The following is a 15,942-nucleotide window of genomic DNA, read 5'->3' as shown; positions in this document are numbered from 1 at the left end:
CGGGCTAGCCCCGCCACCGCCACCCGTGGTCCACCGGCCCGATCCCCGCCCCCAGCGCGAAGCCGGCCGCGATCGCCCCGGTCACGTACTCCTTCGCGGAGGCGACGGCGTCCGGCACGGAGGCGCCCCGCGCCAGCCCGCAGGCGATCGCGCTCGCCAGCGTGCACCCCGTCCCGTGCGTGTGCCGGTTGTCGTGCCGCTCCGCCCGCAGCCACCGCTCGGTCGTCCCGTCCGTGAGCAGGTCCACCGCGTCCCCGGCGAGGTGCCCGCCCTTCACCAGCACCCACCGCGGCCCCAGCTCCAGCACCGCCCCCGCCGCCCTCCGCAGGCCGGACTCGCCCCGCACGCGGACGCCCGTCAGCCACGCCACCTCGTCGAGGTTGGGCGTGGCGACGGTCGCGAGCGGCAGGAGCTTCAGCCGCACGGCGTCCCGCGCGGACGCGGCGAGCAGCGGGTCACCGTGCTTGGAGATGCCGACGGGGTCGCAGACGACGGGCGCGTCCACCCCGGCGAGCAGTTCGGCCACGGTCGCGACGAGTTCGGCCGAGGCGAGCATGCCGGTCTTCACGGCCTGGACGCCGATGTCGTCCACGACGCTGCGGAACTGCGCCCGCACCGCCTCCGCCGGCAGCGGCCAAGCCCCTTGCACGCCCAGGGAGTTCTGCGCGGTGACGGCGGTGAGGACGCTCATGCCGTGCGCCCCGAGGGCGAGCATGGTCTTCAGGTCGGCCTGGACGCCCGCCCCGCCGCCGGAGTCGGAGCCGGCGACGGTCAGGACACGGGGAGGCGCGGGCGTGGGCACGGCGGCGGCTGTCGGCATGGGCCCAATCTAGGCCCCGTCCTCCCCCGGCCCGTCCGCGCCCTCGTCCCCGAAGCCGCCGTACTCGTAGCCGTCCCCGAAGTGGTCCCAGCCGCTCGCCCGGTCCCACGGCGCGCCGTCGACCGTCACCTGCGGCAGTGCGGAGGGGCTGACCACCTCGCCGATGACCCGCCAGCGGGCGGGCAGCTTCACGTCCGGCGGGAAGGTCGCGACGATCGCGTGGTCCTCTCCCCCGGTGAGCACCCACTGCAGGGGGTCCACCCCGACCGCCTGCCCGATGTCGGACATCTGCGTGGGGACGTCGATCGCGGTGGTGTGCAGGTCGATGCGGACCTTGCTGGCCTCGGCGATGTGCCCGAGGTCCGCGATCAGCCCGTCGCTGACGTCCGTCATGGCCGTGGCGCCGAGCGAGGCGGCGGCGGGCCCGGCGTGGTAGGGCGGTTCGGGCCGGCGGTGCGCCTCGACGAAGGCGCGCGGGGAGCGGAACCCCCGTGCCAGGACGGCGAGTCCGGCCGCGGACCAGCCGAGCCAGCCCGTGACGGCGACGACGTCGCCGGGCTGGGCGCCGGAGCGGGTGACCGGCTCGTGGTTGCGCAGGTCGCCGAGGGCGGTGATGGAGACGGTGATCGTCTCGCCCCGCACCACGTCCCCGCCGACCACCGCCGCGCCGGCCACCTGGCACTCGTCGCGGATGCCGTCCATCAGCTCCACCGGCCAGGTGGCGGGGAGTTCGGCGGGGACGACGAGGGCGAGGAGCACCGCGGTGGGCACGGCGCCCATCGCGGCGATGTCGGCCAGGTTCTGGGCGGCGGCCTTGCGTCCCACGTCGTAGGCGGTGGACCAGTCGCGGCGGAAGTGCCGCCCCTCCAGGAGCACGTCCGTACTGGCCACGACCCTCCGGTCGGGCGCGGCGACCACCGCGGCGTCGTCGCCCGGCCCGAGCCGGACGGCCGGGGTGGTGGTGAGCCGGGACGTCAGCTCCCTGATGAGCCCGAACTCCCCCAACTCGCCGACAGTGCCTTTCACCGCGCTCCTCCTCGGAGTTTTCCGTTGCCGTGTTCGTCAGTTGCAGAACGGGACGCGAAGCCGGACGCGGAACCGCTGCGGTGCCGCGCCGCGCAGGCAGCGCGGGTCTCCCCCTGCCGTGCGGCGGCGCGGTACGGTGGCGTCCCTTCTCCCCACATGATCCTCGAAGCCGCCCTGGAGGTTCCGTGGTACAGGCGTACATCCTGATCCAGACCGAGGTCGGCAAGGCGTCGACCGTGGCCGAAGTCATCTCGAAGATCGACGGTGTGATCCGGGCCGAGGACGTGACGGGCCCGTACGACGTGATCGTGCGCGCGCAGGCCGACACCGTGGACGAGCTGGGCCGGATGGTCGTGGCCAGGGTCCAGCAGGTCGAGGGCATCACCCGCACGCTGACCTGCCCGGTGGTCCATCTCTAGCCCCTCGTATGCTCGGCCGGTGACCTTTTTGTTCCTCCGGCGGACCGGCCGCCGCCTGGCCGGCCTGCCCGCCGCCGCCCTGCTGTGCACGGCCGTCGCCTGCTCCGCGGCGGACCGGGCGGCCGGGCCGGCGGTGCCCTCGCCCCCGCCGACGGGCCGGCAGGCCGCGCTCTGCCGGGACCTGCACCGGGAACTCCCCGGCTCCGTCGGCGGTCTGGAGCGCCGCTCCACCGACCCGGCCTCGGACTTCACCGCCGCCTGGGGCGACGGGTCCGCCGAGAACACGATCACCCTGCGCTGCGGGGTGCCACGGCCGAGGATCTTCGACGACCCGGCGACCGGCTCGGCGGTCGTCGACGGGGTGAGCTGGGCCCCCGAGAGGCTCCGGGGCGGCGGCGTCCGCTGCACCACCCCGCTGCGTCCCGTGTACATCGAGGTGACGCTGCCGGGGAAGGTCGCGGGCGACGGCGGCGACATGAGCGCGCTCGTCGATCTCGCCGCCGCCGTCAAGAAGACGGTGCCCTCCCTGGACCCGGAGGACACGCGCTCCTAGCGCAGCCCGGTCGGCCGCCGCAGCGCCGCCTGGATCAGCCGGTCCACCAGCTCCGGGTAACCGACGCCGCTCTCCTGCCACATGCGCGGGTACATGGAGATCGGCGTGAAGCCGGGCATGGTGTTGATCTCGTTGATGACGAACTCGCCGTCCTCGCCGAGGAAGAAGTCGGCGCGGACCAGGCCCTCGCAGGAGGTGGCGTCGAAGGCGCGCACGGCCAGCTCCTGGACGCGGCGGGTCTCCTCGTCGGTGAGCGGCGCGGGCACGATCCCGGAGGCGGAGTCGATGTACTTGGCCTCGAAGTCGTAGAAGCTGTGCGCCTCCACCGGCGGGATCTCGGCGGGCACGCTGGCGCGCGGCCCGTCCTCGAACTCCAGCACCCCGCACTCGATCTCGCGGCCGCGCACCAGCGCCTCCACGACGACCTTGGGGTCGTGGCGCCGCGCCTCCTCGATCGCCGCGTCGAGCCCGTCGGCGTCGTCGACCTTGGTGATGCCCATGGACGAGCCGGCGCGGGCGGGCTTCACGAAGAGCGGCCAGCCGTGCTCGTCCGCGAAGTCCACGATCTTGCGGCGGGCGGCCACCGGGTCGGCCTGCCACTCGCGCGGGCGGATCACCTCGTACGGGCCGACGGGCAGCCCGTAGGAGATGAAGATCCGCTTCATGTACTCCTTGTCCTGGCCGACGGCGGAGGCCAGGACGCCCGCGCCGACGTAGGGGATGCCCGCGAGGTCGAGCATGCCCTGGAGGGTGCCGTCCTCGCCGTACGGGCCGTGCAGCACGGGGAAGACGACGTCGACCTCGCCCAGGGCCTTGGGCACGGCGCCCGGCTCGGAGTAGACGACCTCGCGGCGGTCGGGGGCGACGGGCAGCAGGACCTCGCCCTCGGCCGACTCGGCGAGCTGCTCGACGCTCGGCAGCGCGCGGTCGGCGATGGCCATCCGCTCCGGATCGTCGGCGGTGAGCGCCCAACGGCCGTCGGTGGTAATGCCGATCGGCAGCACGTCGTACTTCGTGCGGTCGATCGCGCGCAGGACGGCGCCCGCGGTGACCACCGAGATCGCGTGCTCGGAACTGCGGCCGCCGAAGACCACCGCGACGCGGGGCTTGCGGTCGGGGTTCTGGGTGGGGTTCTCGCTGCTCATATCGCGTCGAGAGTACCTTGTGGCACCCGTGTCCCCGCGCCGCTCGGGTCAGTGCCGTTCGGGCTTGGCGCTGCGCGACATCAGCTCCCGGAGGGCGACCATGGGGGGCTTGCCCTCGTGGACGATGTCCACGACGGTCTCCGTGATCGGCATGTCGACATGGTGCCTTCGCGCCAGATCCAGCACGGACTGGCAGGACTTGACGCCCTCGGCGGTCTGCCGGGTGACCGCGATGGTCTCCTCCAGGCTCATGCCGCGGCCGAGGTTGCGGCCGAAGGTGTTGTTGCGCGAGAGCGGCGAGGAGCAGGTGGCGACGAGGTCGCCCATGCCCGCGAGTCCGGCGAAGGTGTGCGCGTCGGCGCCCATCGCCAGTCCCAGCCGGGTGGTCTCGGCCAGTCCGCGGGTGATGAGGGACGCCTTGGCGTTGTCGCCGAGCCCCATGCCGGCGGCGATGCCGACGGCGAGGGCGATGACGTTCTTGACGGCGCCGCCGAGTTCGCAGCCGACGACGTCGGTGTTGGTGTACGGGCGGAAGTACGCGGTGTGGCAGGCCCGCTGGAGCCGCCGGGCCACCTCCTCGTCGCGGCAGGCGACGACGGCGGCGGCGGGCTGCCGGGCCGCGATCTCCTTGGCGAGGTTGGGACCGGTGAGGACGGCGACGCGGTCCGCGGAGACCTTGGCGACCTCCTCGACCACCTCGCTCATCCGCTTGGCCGTGCCGAGTTCGACGCCCTTCATCAGGGAGACGAGCACGGTGTCGCCGGCCAGCAGCGGCGTCCACTCGGCGAGGTTGGCGCGCAGCGTCTGCGAGGGGATCGCGAGGACGGTGAAGTCGGCGCCGGCCGCCGCCTCGGCGGGGTCGGTCGTGGCCCGTACGGCGGCGGGGAGTTCGACGCCGGGGAGGTAGTCGGGGTTCGTCCGGCCGGTGTTGACGGCCTCGACGACCGAGGCGCGGCGGCCCCACAGGGTCACCTCGCACCCGGCGTCGGCGAGGATCATCGCGAACGCGGTGCCCCAGGAACCGGTTCCGAAGACGGCACAGCGCGTCACGTGGTCTCCTTCCGCGCCGGCGCGTTCCCGCGACGGGCCGCGGCGCGGGCCTTCTTGAGGGTGTAGGGCTCGGCGGGGGCGGGCTCGCCCCGGAGTTCGGCGAGGAGTTCGGTGATCGCGGCCATGATCTTCTCGGTGGCCTCGCGCAGCACCTCCGCGGTCGGTTCCTTGCCGTAGTACGCCGAGAGGTCCACCGGGGGGCCGGCCAGCACCTTGAGGGTCTTGCGCGGGAAGAGCCGCAGCTTCTTCTCCTTGGCGTACGGCGGCATGGCCTCGTGCGCGCCCCACTGGGCGACCGGGATCACCGGCGCGCGGGTGAGCAGCGCGACGCGGGCGGCGCCGGTCTTGCCCTCCATGGGCCACATGTCGGGGTCGCGGGTGAGGGTGCCCTCGGGGTAGAAGGCCACGCACTCGCCCCTGTTGATGGCGTCGACGGCGGCGCGGAAGGCGTTGGCGGCGTCGGTGCTCTCGCGGTAGACGGGGATCTGGCCGGTGCCGCGCAGCAGGGTGCCGACGAAGCCGTTGCGGAACAGGCCCGCCTTGGCCAGGAAGCGCGGCACGCGCCCGGTGTTGTACTGGAAGTGGGCGTAGGAGAGCGGGTCCAGATAGGAGTTGTGGTTGACGGCGGTGATAAAGCCGCCGTCGGCCGGAATGTGCTCCATTCCGCGCCACTCCCGCTTGAACAGAACCACGAGCGGCGGTTTCGCCAACACCGCCGTAAAGCGGTACCAGAAGCCGATTCTGTGGCGGGACACCCGTACACCCTTCTCTTGGGACCTGGAACCTTCCGCGGGTCCGCTGCGCACCCTGCGGCCGGACAAGTGTCGCCCCGGGTACCCGGTCTGTCGAGAACACCGTAACCCCGTGCCCCTCCGTCGGCCTCGGCAGCCGGGGGCGGGCAACAATGAACGCCGTGCGCGAGACGAGCGCCGGACGAGGAAGGAAGGACCGCCCGTGGCCTGGACCCTGGTGGTGCCGCTGAAGCCGCTGGACCGGGCCAAGAGCCGCCTGGCGGACGCCGTGGGGGCCGTGCCCCGCTCCGCGCTGGCGCTGGCCTTCGCGCTGGACACCGTGGCCGCGGCGCTGGCCTGTGCGGCGGTGGACGATGTGGTGGTCGTCACCGGCGATCGGCGCGCGGCCGCGGAGCTGGCCGCGCTGGGCGCGCGCACGGTGCCCGAACCGCCCGGCGGGCGGGGGCTGAACGCGGCGCTGGCGCACGGGGCGCACACCGTGCGCGCGCACCGCCCGGGGGCCGCGGTGGCGACCCTGAACGCCGATCTCCCCGCGCTGCGCACGCCCGAACTCGGGCGGGTGCTCGATTCGGCCGCGGAATTCCCCCGCGCATTTCTCGCCGACGCGGCGGGAATCGGGACGACGCTGCTGGCGGCGGCTCCCGGAATACCTTTGGCGCCGGCGTTCGAGGGCCGCTCGCGCGCCCGGCACCGGGCGTCGGGCGCCCGCGAAATCCTGCTGCCGGACGTGGATTCCGTGCGCCGGGACGTGGACACCGGCGCGGATTTGCGGGCCGCGCTGGCGCTGGGCGTGGGCCCGTGGACGGCCGCGGTGGCCGGGGGCCGGCCGGAGGCGGGGGTTCCGCGGGCGGCCGGGGGCGCGGTGACGGACTAGGCTCGTGGGCATGCAGGCCACCGCGTACACCTACGATCCCGAAACCCGCTGCGGCAGCGTCCTCCTGGACGACGGCACCCCGGTGCCCTTCGACGCCGCCGCGTTCGACGCGGGCGGCCTGCGGCTGTTGCGGCCGGGGCAGCGGGTGCGGATCGAGTGCGAGGGCTCCGAGGACGCCCCGGAGGGCCTCCGTGTGACGTTGGTGACCCTCCAGACCTTCTGAGGCCCGCAAGGGCGTTCACGGCCCCGCGGGGCCGCGCCGGGGCCGCACGCACCGCGGGCCGGGCTCCCCGGAGGGAGCCCGGCCCGGCGCGTGACGCCGACCGCAGCCTTTACTTCTTCTTGGCCGCGGTCTTCTTGGCCGTGGTCTTGCGCGCGGTGGTCTTGCGCGCCGGAGCCTTGACCGCGGCCGCCTTCTTCGCCGGGGCGGTCTTCTTGGCCGTGGTCTTCTTCGCCGCGGCGGTGGTCTTCTTCGCCGTGGTCTTCTTGGCGGTGGCCTTGGCCGGGGCCGCCTTCTTCGCCGTGGTCTTCTTCGCCGTGGTCTTCGCGGCGGTCGTCTTCTTCGCCGGAGCCGCCTTCTTGGCGGTGGTCTTCTTGGCGGTCGCCTTCTTCGCGGTGGCCTTCTTGGCGGCGGCCTTGGTGGTGGCCTTGCCGCCGGTGAGGCTGCCCTTGGGCGCCTTCTTCACCGCGACCTCGCCGCCCTTCGGCAGCTTCTTCGAGCCGCTCACCAGGTCCTTGAAGCCCTGGCCGGCGCGGAAGCGCGGCACCGCCGTCTTCTTGACCCGAACCCGCTCGCCCGTCTGCGGGTTGCGGGCGTAACGGGCCGGGCGCTCGACCTTCTCGAACGAACCGAAGCCGGTGACCGAGACCCGGTCGCCGGCCACAACGGCCCGCACAATGGCGTCGAGTACGGCGTCGACGGCGTCGGCGGCCTGCTGCCGGCCGCCCATCTTGTCGGCAATCGCTTCAACGAGCTGCGCCTTGTTCACGTCTTCCCCTTCGGAGACTTTGCTGGAATTGTTCCAGCGTTTTCGCACGTTAGGCAGATATATACCGCAAATCAAACACGAAACGGTCTAATCACCCTTGTGCCGCAACGAACCCGACCCATCACGGAGTTCCGTCGGTGCCGCGCTCTGAAGGGAAACGGCCCTCGTCGAGGTCCTTCATCAGCCGGTCCAGACGCAGTGCCGCGCCTGAGAGATCGTGCTTCGCCGCGGCCGTGATGGCCAGCAGCTTCCGGGACAGCGCCATCCGTACGCCCTCCGGGACTTGCAGTGTGCGCACCCGGGAGTGCGCTTCCTTGAGCCGGTCCGCGACGAGCCGGTAGAGCTCGAGTTGGCTGTCGCGTTCCATGCACCGATTGTGCCATCTGAGGCGAGTTGTCGCCTCACAGGGCCTCAACAAAGCGGTGCGCCCCCTGTCCGAAGACAGGGGGCGCATCATGCCAAACCTGGGGTGAGCAGCGGAAATCCGGGGTCCCCCGGAGGTCCTGGCGCTCCGCCGAACGGGCGTGAAATCCGGCCTCAGACCAGGGCCGTGGAGGGCTTGAAGCCGGGCCGGCGGGCCTCGAAGGCGGCGATGTCGGCCTCGTGCCGGAGGGTCAGCCCGATGTCGTCGAGCCCCTCCAGCAACCGCCACCGGGCGTTCTCGTCAAGGTCGAAACCGGCCGTGATGCCCTCGGCCCGCACCTCGCGGGCCACGAGGTCGACGGTCACCTCCGCGGCGGGGTCGGCCTCGGTCAGCTCCCAGAGCCGTTCCACGGTCCCCTGCGGCAGGACGACCGTCAGGAGCCCGTTCTTCAGCGAGTTGCCGCGGAAGATGTCCGCGAAGCGGGACGAGACGACGGCCCTGAACCCGTAGTTCTGCAGCGCCCAGACGGCGTGTTCGCGCGACGAGCCGGTGCCGAAGTCGGGGCCCGCCACCAGGACCGAGGCGCCGGCGCGCTCGGGGCGGTTGAGGACGAACTCCGGGTCCTTGCGCCACGCCTCGAAGAGCCCGTCCTCGAAACCGTCGCGGGTGACCTTCTTGAGCCAGTGCGCGGGGATGATCTGGTCGGTGTCGACGTTGCTGCGGCGCAGCGGGACGGCCCGGCCGGTGTGTGCGGTGAAGGCTTCCACCATGCTCTCCTGTTGCTCGTGCGGTGTGCTGCGGTCGGCGTGCGGGGGTGCGGTGCCGTGCGCCTCAGGCCACCAGGGCGGGTTCGGCCGTCAGGTCGGCCGGCGAGGCGAGGTGCCCCAGGACCGCGGTGGCGGCGGCGACCTGGGGCGAGACGAGGTGGGTGCGGCCGCCCTTGCCCTGCCTGCCCTCGAAGTTGCGGTTCGAGGTGGACGCCGACCGCTCGCCGGGCGCCAGTTGGTCGGGGTTCATGCCCAGGCACATCGAGCAGCCCGCGTGCCGCCACTCGGCGCCGGCGGCGGTGAACACCTTGTCCAGGCCCTCCTCGACGGCCTGGAGCGCCACCCGCACCGAGCCGGGGACGACCAGCATGCGGACACCCTCGGCCACGGAGCGGCCGCGCAGGACGGCCGCCGCGGCCCTCAGGTCCTCGATCCGCCCGTTGGTGCAGGAGCCGACGAAGACGGTGTCCACCCGGACGTCCCGCAGCCGCTGACCCGGCGTCAAGTCCATGTACTCCAGGGCCTTTTCGGCGGCGAAGCGCTCGGAGGGGTCCGCGAAGGAGGCCGGGTCGGGGACGGCGGCCGCGAGCGGCGCGCCCTGCCCCGGATTGGTGCCCCAGGTGACGAACGGCGAGAGCTCGGACGCGTCGATGACCACCTCGCGGTCGAACACCGCGTCGTCGTCGGTGCGCAGGGTGCGCCAGTAGGCGACCGCCGCGTCCCAGTCGGCGCCCTTCGGGGCGTGCGGGCGGTCCTTGAGGTACGCGAACGTCGTCTCGTCGGGGGCGATCATCCCGGCCCGGGCGCCCGCCTCGATGGACATGTTGCACACGGTCATCCGGGCCTCCATCGAGAGCTTCTCGATGGCGGGGCCTCGGTACTCGATGACGTGGCCCTGGCCGCCGCCGGTGCCGATCCTGGCGATGACGGCCAGGATCAGGTCCTTCGCCGTGACGCCGGCGGGGAGTTCGCCCTCGACGGTGACGGCCATCGTCCTGAACGGCGCCAACGGCAGCGTCTGGGTGGCCAGCACGTGCTCGACCTGGCTGGTGCCGATGCCGAAGGCGAGCGCGCCGAACGCCCCGTGGGTGGAGGTGTGGCTGTCGCCGCAGACGACCGTGGTGCCGGGCTGGGTCAGTCCCAGCTGCGGTCCCACCACGTGGACGACGCCCTGCTCCACGTCGCCCAGCGGGTGCAGCCGTACGCCGAACTCGGCGCAGTTGCGGCGCAGGGTCTCCAGCTGGGTGCGGGAGACGGGGTCCGCGATGGGCTTGTCGATGTCGAGCGTGGGGGTGTTGTGGTCCTCGGTGGCGATGGTCAGGTCGCGGCGGCGGACCGTGCGCCCGGCCTTGCGCAGCCCGTCGAACGCCTGCGGGCTGGTGACTTCGTGCAGCAGGTGCAGATCGATGAAGAGCAGGTCGGGCTCGCCCTCGGCGCGCGTGACGACGTGGTCGTCCCAGACCTTCTCCGCCAGTGTCCGTCCCATCGCTGTCCCTCCGGGGTTGGGTGCTGTGGGTCCAGGTTGGCGGCTTCCGCCGGATAATGAACTTGCGTTTCACAGAGTGAGACGCGAGTATCGTTGCATGGACAATTCTGGCGGCGCCTCGAGCGGAGTGGGCGTTCTCGACAAGGCGGCTCTGGTGCTGAGCGCTCTGGAGTCCGGCCCGGCCACGCTCGCCGGGCTGGTCACGGCCACCGGGCTGGCGCGCCCGACGGCGCACCGGCTGGCGGTTGCCCTGGAGCACCACCGGATGGTGGCGCGCGACATGCAGGGCCGGTTCATCCTCGGCCCGCGGCTGAGCGAGCTGGCCGCCGCGGCCGGCGAGGACCGGCTGCTGGCCTCGGCCGGGCCGGTGCTCACGCATCTGCGCGACGTGACGGGCGAGAGCGCCCAGCTCTACCGCCGCCAGGGCGACATGCGGATCTGCGTGGCCGCCGCGGAACGGCTGTCCGGACTGCGGGACACGGTGCCCGTGGGGTCCACGCTGCCCATGAAGGCGGGCTCGGCGGCCCAGGTGCTCATGGCCTGGGAGGAGCCGGAGCGGCTGCACCGCGGGCTGCAGGGGGCCCGCTTCACGGCGACGGCGCTGTCCGGCGTCCGGCGGCGGGGCTGGGCGCAGTCGATCGGCGAGCGCGAGCCGGGCGTCGCGTCCGTCTCCGCGCCCGTCCGCGGCCCCTCCAACCGCGTCGTCGCCGCCGTCTCGGTCTCCGGCCCCATCGAGCGCCTCACGCGCCACCCTGGCCGCATGCACGCCCAGGCCGTCCTGGACGCGGCGGTGCGCCTGACGGAAACGCTCCGGAGGAGCGGCTGACCTCGCCTCCGCGGTGAGCGGCGCCCCGGCCCCGCAGGGGCGGCGGCTGGGGCGGCCGGCCCGGCCCGGACAGCGCGAGCCCCGGCGTCCGGTCCCAGCCGATGAGGGTGATGATCCGGGCCTGCTGCGGCGCGAGGCCCGAGAGCTCGACGACGCGGTGGCGGGCGGCGCGGGCCCGCGCGAAGCCCATCAGCAGCCGCAGCCCGCCGAGGTCCGGGAACTCGGCCCGGGAGACGTCCAGCCGGACGTCCTCCCGGACGTCCGCCACGGACCGCAGGGCGTCCCGCAGCGGTCGGCGCGCGGCGGCGTCCACGACGCCCTCCAGGCGCAGCCCGGGCGGGCGGTGGGTGCGGACGACGAGGAGCCCGGGCGTCCGCACCAGGGGGTCGGCCTCGACGCGGCGCGCGTGGGCCGCCCCGCACACCTCCAGCGCGCCCGGGGCCCGGCGGACGTCGTAGAGGCAGACGGCCAGCGCCCGCCCCGGCCCCAACTCCGCCTCCAGCAGCGCCTCGTAGCGCAGCAGCCCGTGGACGTCGCGCGGGCCGGCCGCCCCGGGGCCGCCGGTGATCCGCAGGGCGCGGAAGCCCTCCGCCCGCGAGCGGTCCGCGGCCCGGCGCAGCCGGCCGAGCAGCGCGGCGGGCTCCAACTCTCCTTCGAGTGCCAGGGATTCGCCCACGGGGGCGGGCGGCTCACCGGGCCCCGCCAGGTGGAGGATCTTGTCCCGGGCGTCCAGGCCGCCGCGTACGACGTCCTGGAGGACCGTGGTCCGCTCCTCGTCCGACGCGAAGGGCAGACAGACGTGGTCGCCGGGCCGGAGGTCACCGGCGTGGACCGGGCGGAGCGCGCCACCGGGAGGGACCATGCCGGGAATTATGGTGGCGGGCCCCGGCCCCGGAAAGGGCGCGAGAAAAAGGAAATGCCCCCCGCCGAAGCGGGAGGCATTTCCCCTCGTACCCCCGACCGGATTCGAACCGGCGCTACCGCCTTGAGAGGGCGGCGTGCTAGGCCGCTACACAACGGGGGCAAGTCATTTGCTCGACCGTGAGGTCTTGCGCTGGGCTACCAGGACTCGAACCTAGACTAAATGAACCAGAATCACTCGTGCTGCCAATTACACCATAGCCCATGGTGTGAACCAGTACCCCCGACCGGATTCGAACCGGCGCTACCGCCTTGAGAGGGCGGCGTGCTAGGCCGCTACACAACGGGGGCCCCAGCGATTCCTGTCAGGAGCCAACCTGTCAGGAACCAGTACCCCCGACCGGATTCGAACCGGCGCTACCGCCTTGAGAGGGCGGCGTGCTAGGCCGCTACACAACGGGGGCTAGTCACTGCATTTTCGAAGAGAACGTTATCAGTAATTCGAAGGAATTCCGAAATTCTCTTGCTGGGGTACCAGGACTCGAACCTAGACTAAGTGAACCAGAATCACTCGTGCTGCCAATTACACCATACCCCACCAGAACTCGACCCCCGTGAAGGGGTCTTGCTCGGGCTCGCGCCCCCCGCTCCGGCCTCTCGGCCCTCCCGGGCGGCGCAGGAAGAACATTACCCGAAGGTGGACGGGGCACCAAAATCGATAACCGGGCGCAGCAGCGCGGGCAGCTCGCCGAGCCCCCGGACGCGCCGGACGCCGTCCGGCAGGACGGCCCCGTCCGCCCCTCCCGTACGGTCCAGCCACACCCCGTGCAGCCCCGCGGCCCGCGCCGCGACCGCGTCCGTCTCCAGCTGGTCCCCCACGTAGACGACCTCCCCGGGGCGCAGGCCGAGCGCGGCGCAGGCGTCCAGGAAGGCACGGGGGTCGGGTTTGGCGCGGCCGAGCAGGTCGGCGCAGAGGATCTCCTCGAAGTGGCCGCGGACCCCGAGGGCGGCCAGTTTGCGCCGCTGCTGCGCCGTGGCGGCGTTGGAGAGCACCGCCTGGCGGCAGTGGCGGCCCAGGGCCTCCAGGGCGGGGCGGGCGTCGGGGAAGAGGGCCCAGGCGGCCTCGTAGTGCCGTACGTAGCCGGCGAACCAGGTGTCGGCCTCGGCGTCGCCGAGCGGGACGCCGAGGAAGGCGCGGACGCGCTCGCGGCGCTGCTCCCTGAAGTCGATCTCGCCGGCGAGGAAGCGGGCGAACTGCGCCTCCATGATCTCCCGCCACAGCGAGAGGGCCCGCTCCGCGGTGCCGTACCGGGTGAGCAGGCCCTCGGCCGCGAGGTGCCGGGCCAGGCCGGTCCGGTCGGAGCCGGCGTAGTCGAAGAGGGTGTCGTCGACGTCCCAGAGGACGGCTCGTACGGTCACACGACCGACGGTACCGGCCGCGACGGGCGTCCGCGGGGCCTTCCGCCCCGCCGGCCGGCCTACGTCAGCGCCTCCACGGCCGCCCTCGCGCCGTGGGCCACCGCGCGGCCCACGGCCGTCACGGCGTGCGCCACGGCGGACAGGCCGCCCGACGCGGCCGCCTCGACGGCCAGGTCGGCGGCCGCGCCCCGGTGGAGGTCCGCCTCGTCGCCGGCCCGTCGCCTCTCGTCGCGTTCACGCTTCTCGTCGCACATGCGTTCACCCTAGGGAGAACACGACGGTGCCCGGGAGCCTCGGCCGGCTCCCGGGCACCGTTTCGGACAGAACCGTTACGCGGCGGCCAGCTTCGCCAGCGCCGCGTCCACGCGCGCCAGCGTGCGCTCGCGGCCGAGGATCTCCAGGGACTCGAAGAGCGGCAGGCCGACGGTGCGGCCGGTGACGGCGACGCGGACCGGGGCCTGGGCCTTGCCGAGCTTGAGGCCGTGCTCCTCGCCCGCGGCGACGACGGCGGCCTTGATCGCCTCGGCGTTCCACTCCGCGGCGGCCAGCTTCTCGCGGGCCGTGCGCAGCAGCGCGTCCGAGCCCTCCTTCATGGCCTTGGCCCAGGACGCCTCGTCCTCGACGGGCTCGGGCAGGAAGAGGAAGTCGACGTTGGCCGTGATGTCCGAGAGGACGGTGAGGCGGGTCTGGGCCAGCGGGGCCAGCGCCTCGAAGGCGGCCGCGTCGAAGGACTCCGGCGCCCACGGCGCGTGCGGGGCGCGCAGCCACGGCCGGCACGCCTCGACGAAGTCCTTCACCTCCAGCCGCCGGATGTGGTCGGCGTTGATCGCCTCGGCCTTCTTCAGGTCGAAGCGGGCCGGGTTGGCGTTGACGGCCGAGATGTCGAAGGCGGCGACCATCTCGTCCATCGAGAAGATGTCCTGGTCGGCGGAGAGCGACCAGCCCAGCAGGGAGAGGTAGTTGAGCAGCCCGGCGGGCAGGAAGCCGCGCTCGCGGTAGAGGTTGAGCGACGACTGCGGGTCGCGCTTGGAGAGCTTCTTGTTGCCCTCGCCCATGACGTAGGGCAGGTGGCCGAACTCGGGGACGGCCTTGGCGACGCCGAGCTCGATCAGCGCCTTGTAGAGGGCGATCTGGCGCGGGGTGGAGGAGAGCAGGTCCTCGCCGCGCAGGACGTGGGTGATCTCCATCAGGGCGTCGTCGACGGGGTTGACGAGCGTGTAGAGCGGGGCGCCGTTGGCCCGGACGATGCCGAAGTCCGGGACGTTCTCCGGGGTGAAGGTCAGCTCGCCGCGGACGAGGTCGGTGAAGGTGATCGTCTCGTCGGGCATGCGGAAGCGGACGATCGACTGGCGGCCCTCGGCCTCGTAGGCGGCCTTCTGCTCGGGCGTCACGACGCGGCACTTGCCGTCGTAGCCGGACGGCTTCCCGGCGGCGCGGGCGGCCTCGCGGCGGGCGTCCAGCTCCTCGGCGGTGCAGTAGCACCGGTAGGCGTAGCCGGCGTCGAGCAGCTTCTGCGCGACGTCCCGGTAGATGTCCATGCGCTGCGACTGGCGGTACGGCGCGTGGGGGCCGCCCACCTCGGGGCCCTCGTCCCACTCGAAGCCCAGCCAGCGCATGGCGTCGAGCAGCTGCTCGTACGACTCCTCCGAGTCGCGCGCCGCGTCGGTGTCCTCGATGCGGAAGACCAGGGTGCCGCCGTGGTGGCGGGCGAACGCCCAGTTGAAGAGGGCGGTGCGGACCAGGCCCACGTGGGGGTTGCCGGTCGGGGAGGGACAGAAACGAACACGGACGTTCGCGGTCGCGTTAGCCACGCTTGATCACCTTGTTGGTGAGAGTGCCGATGCCTTCGATGGTGACGGCGACCTCGTCGCCGTCGTGCAGGGGTCCGACCCCGGCCGGGGTGCCGGTCAGGACGACGTCGCCGGGGAGCAGCGTCATCGCCTCGGTGATGTGGACGATGAGGTCCTCGACCGGGCGCAGCATCTGCGAGGTGCGGCCGCTCTGCCGGGTCTCGCCGTTGACCGTGCAGGTGATGGCGAGGTCGGCCGGGTCCAGCTCGGTCTCGATCCAGGGGCCGAGCGGGCAGGCGGAGTCGAAGCCCTTGGCACGGGCCCACTGCTTCTCGCGCTGCTGGACGTCGCGCGCGGTGACGTCGTTGGCGCAGGTGTAGCCGAGGATGACGTCCTTGACGCGCTCGCGCGGGACCTCGCGGCACATGCGGCCGATGACCACGGCCAGTTCGGCCTCGTGGTGCAGCTCCTGGGAGAAGGAGGGGTACACGACCGGGTCGGCGGGGCCGACGACCGAGGTGGACGGCTTGAAGAAGGCGACGGGCACCTCGGGCACCTCGTTGCCCAGCTCCGCGGCGTGCTCGGCGTAGTTGCGGCCGATGGCGACGACCTTGCTGGGCAGGACGGGGGGCAGCAGGCGCACCTTGTCCAGCGGGACCTTGGTGCCGCTGAGCTCGAAGTCGCCGTAGGGGATGCCCTTGATGATGTCGAGGACGGGGCCGCCCTCTACGGAGGCGTCCCCCTCCACGACGCCGTATCCGACGTTGCCGTCGATGGAGAATCTGGCGATGCGCACGGGTT

The 15,942-nt window shown here is 72.9% G+C and carries 19 protein-coding genes and 5 tRNA genes; 5 read left to right on the top strand and 19 right to left on the bottom strand.

Annotated elements, in window-relative coordinates:
* Positions 1-4 precede the first annotated feature (4 nt).
* Together thiD and AC230_RS18405 are read right to left on the bottom strand one after the other, a co-directional pair.
* Positions 5-820: a bifunctional hydroxymethylpyrimidine kinase/phosphomethylpyrimidine kinase gene (thiD, locus tag AC230_RS18410; RefSeq protein WP_049717370.1), complete on the bottom strand. Its 816-nt coding sequence runs from the start codon at positions 818-820 to the stop codon at positions 5-7.
* Positions 821-829: 9 nt separating this feature from the next.
* Positions 830-1,846 carry a thiamine-phosphate kinase gene (locus tag AC230_RS18405; RefSeq protein ID WP_049717369.1) on the bottom strand — a complete coding sequence of 339 codons (1,017 nt, stop codon included), beginning with the start codon at positions 1,844-1,846 and terminating at the stop codon, positions 830-832.
* A 185-nt stretch (positions 1,847-2,031) separates the two neighbouring features.
* Here AC230_RS18405 and AC230_RS18400 point away from each other — a divergent pair, with 185 nt between their 5' ends.
* Together AC230_RS18400 and AC230_RS18395 are read left to right on the top strand one after the other, a co-directional pair.
* Positions 2,032-2,265: an Lrp/AsnC ligand binding domain-containing protein gene (locus tag AC230_RS18400; protein WP_049717368.1), complete on the top strand. Its 234-nt coding sequence runs from the start codon at positions 2,032-2,034 to the stop codon at positions 2,263-2,265.
* 19 nt (positions 2,266-2,284) lie between these two features.
* The gene (locus AC230_RS18395; protein ID WP_241833268.1) at positions 2,285-2,818 is read left to right on the top strand and encodes a DUF3515 domain-containing protein; all 534 of its coding nucleotides are present in this window, start codon (positions 2,285-2,287) and stop codon (positions 2,816-2,818) included.
* Here the strand turns inward: AC230_RS18395 and AC230_RS18390 are convergent.
* The 3 genes from AC230_RS18390 to AC230_RS18380 are packed head-to-tail and all read right to left on the bottom strand — an operon-like array spanning position 2,815 to position 5,768.
* Positions 2,815-3,963, bottom strand: coding sequence for a D-alanine--D-alanine ligase family protein (locus AC230_RS18390; RefSeq protein ID WP_049717367.1), 1,149 nt, complete (start codon positions 3,961-3,963; stop codon positions 2,815-2,817). The two genes, AC230_RS18395 and AC230_RS18390, sit on opposite strands and share 4 nt — an antisense overlap.
* A gap of 48 nt (positions 3,964-4,011) precedes the next feature.
* Positions 4,012-5,013 (bottom strand): NAD(P)H-dependent glycerol-3-phosphate dehydrogenase, encoded by a 1,002-nt coding sequence (locus AC230_RS18385; RefSeq protein WP_049717366.1) that lies wholly within the window; start codon positions 5,011-5,013, stop codon positions 4,012-4,014.
* On the bottom strand, positions 5,010-5,768 hold the full coding sequence (locus tag AC230_RS18380; protein WP_049717365.1) for a lysophospholipid acyltransferase family protein: 759 nt from the start codon (positions 5,766-5,768) through the stop codon (positions 5,010-5,012). Before AC230_RS18380 ends, AC230_RS18385 begins: the two co-directional genes overlap by 4 nt.
* Before the next feature lie 199 nt (positions 5,769-5,967).
* On the opposite strand from AC230_RS18380, the gene cofC reads away from it, so the two are divergent.
* Positions 5,968-6,639, top strand: a complete 672-nt coding sequence (gene cofC / locus AC230_RS18375) for a 2-phospho-L-lactate guanylyltransferase (RefSeq protein ID WP_049717364.1) — start codon at positions 5,968-5,970, stop codon at positions 6,637-6,639.
* Positions 6,640-6,649: 10 nt separating this feature from the next.
* A complete protein-coding gene (locus AC230_RS18370; protein ID WP_049717485.1) occupies positions 6,650-6,862 on the top strand; it encodes a hypothetical protein in 213 nt (70 codons plus the stop codon).
* A 109-nt stretch (positions 6,863-6,971) separates the two neighbouring features.
* On the opposite strand, the gene AC230_RS18365 is transcribed toward AC230_RS18370, so the two are convergent.
* From AC230_RS18365 to leuC, 4 genes are all read right to left on the bottom strand, one after another.
* A complete protein-coding gene (locus AC230_RS18365) occupies positions 6,972-7,628 on the bottom strand; it encodes an HU family DNA-binding protein (protein WP_049717363.1) in 657 nt (218 codons plus the stop codon).
* Positions 7,629-7,749: 121 nt separating this feature from the next.
* Positions 7,750-7,995, bottom strand: coding sequence for an SCO5555 family protein (locus AC230_RS18360; protein WP_049717362.1), 246 nt, complete (start codon positions 7,993-7,995; stop codon positions 7,750-7,752).
* Positions 7,996-8,165: 170 nt separating this feature from the next.
* Positions 8,166-8,759 carry a 3-isopropylmalate dehydratase small subunit gene (leuD, locus tag AC230_RS18355; RefSeq protein ID WP_049717484.1) on the bottom strand — a complete coding sequence of 198 codons (594 nt, stop codon included), beginning with the start codon at positions 8,757-8,759 and terminating at the stop codon, positions 8,166-8,168.
* 64 nt (positions 8,760-8,823) lie between these two features.
* Positions 8,824-10,245: a 3-isopropylmalate dehydratase large subunit gene (gene leuC, locus AC230_RS18350; RefSeq protein WP_049717361.1), complete on the bottom strand. Its 1,422-nt coding sequence runs from the start codon at positions 10,243-10,245 to the stop codon at positions 8,824-8,826.
* Positions 10,246-10,342: 97 nt separating this feature from the next.
* On the opposite strand from leuC, the gene AC230_RS18345 reads away from it, so the two are divergent.
* Positions 10,343-11,071 (top strand): IclR family transcriptional regulator, encoded by a 729-nt coding sequence (locus AC230_RS18345; protein ID WP_049717360.1) that lies wholly within the window; start codon positions 10,343-10,345, stop codon positions 11,069-11,071.
* On the opposite strand, the gene AC230_RS18340 is transcribed toward AC230_RS18345, so the two are convergent.
* From AC230_RS18340 to AC230_RS18295, 10 genes are all read right to left on the bottom strand, one after another.
* On the bottom strand, positions 10,986-11,933 hold the full coding sequence (locus tag AC230_RS18340; RefSeq protein WP_049717359.1) for an MEDS domain-containing protein: 948 nt from the start codon (positions 11,931-11,933) through the stop codon (positions 10,986-10,988). The genes AC230_RS18345 and AC230_RS18340 overlap by 86 nt on opposite strands.
* An 89-nt stretch (positions 11,934-12,022) precedes the next feature.
* Positions 12,023-12,095: transfer RNA gene (locus AC230_RS18335), tRNA-Glu, on the bottom strand.
* Between the two features lie 30 nt (positions 12,096-12,125).
* Positions 12,126-12,197, bottom strand: a tRNA-Gln gene (locus tag AC230_RS18330).
* A 13-nt stretch (positions 12,198-12,210) separates the two neighbouring features.
* Positions 12,211-12,283: transfer RNA gene (locus AC230_RS18325), tRNA-Glu, on the bottom strand.
* Positions 12,284-12,323: 40 nt separating this feature from the next.
* Positions 12,324-12,396, bottom strand: a tRNA-Glu gene (locus AC230_RS18320).
* 62 nt (positions 12,397-12,458) lie between these two features.
* Positions 12,459-12,530 (bottom strand) — tRNA-Gln (locus AC230_RS18315).
* Positions 12,531-12,619: 89 nt separating this feature from the next.
* On the bottom strand, positions 12,620-13,351 hold the full coding sequence (locus tag AC230_RS18310) for an HAD family hydrolase (RefSeq protein ID WP_049717358.1): 732 nt from the start codon (positions 13,349-13,351) through the stop codon (positions 12,620-12,622).
* Between the two features lie 59 nt (positions 13,352-13,410).
* Positions 13,411-13,605, bottom strand: a complete 195-nt coding sequence (locus AC230_RS18305; RefSeq protein WP_049717357.1) for a hypothetical protein — start codon at positions 13,603-13,605, stop codon at positions 13,411-13,413.
* 75 nt (positions 13,606-13,680) lie between these two features.
* Complete coding sequence (gene gltX, locus AC230_RS18300) at positions 13,681-15,162, bottom strand: glutamate--tRNA ligase (RefSeq protein ID WP_078871357.1); 1,482 nt, start codon at positions 15,160-15,162, stop codon at positions 13,681-13,683.
* The gene (locus tag AC230_RS18295) at positions 15,155-15,937 is read right to left on the bottom strand and encodes a fumarylacetoacetate hydrolase family protein (protein WP_049717355.1); all 783 of its coding nucleotides are present in this window, start codon (positions 15,935-15,937) and stop codon (positions 15,155-15,157) included. The genes gltX and AC230_RS18295 overlap by 8 nt, the downstream gene beginning before the upstream one ends.
* Positions 15,938-15,942: the final 5 nt, after the last annotated feature.

It is taken from the genome of Streptomyces caatingaensis (assembly GCF_001187435.1).
Taxonomy (GTDB): Bacteria; Actinomycetota; Actinomycetes; order Streptomycetales; family Streptomycetaceae; genus Streptomyces; species Streptomyces caatingaensis.
Note: the sequence above shows the minus strand (reverse complement) of the source record. Positions and strands in the feature narration are given on the sequence as shown.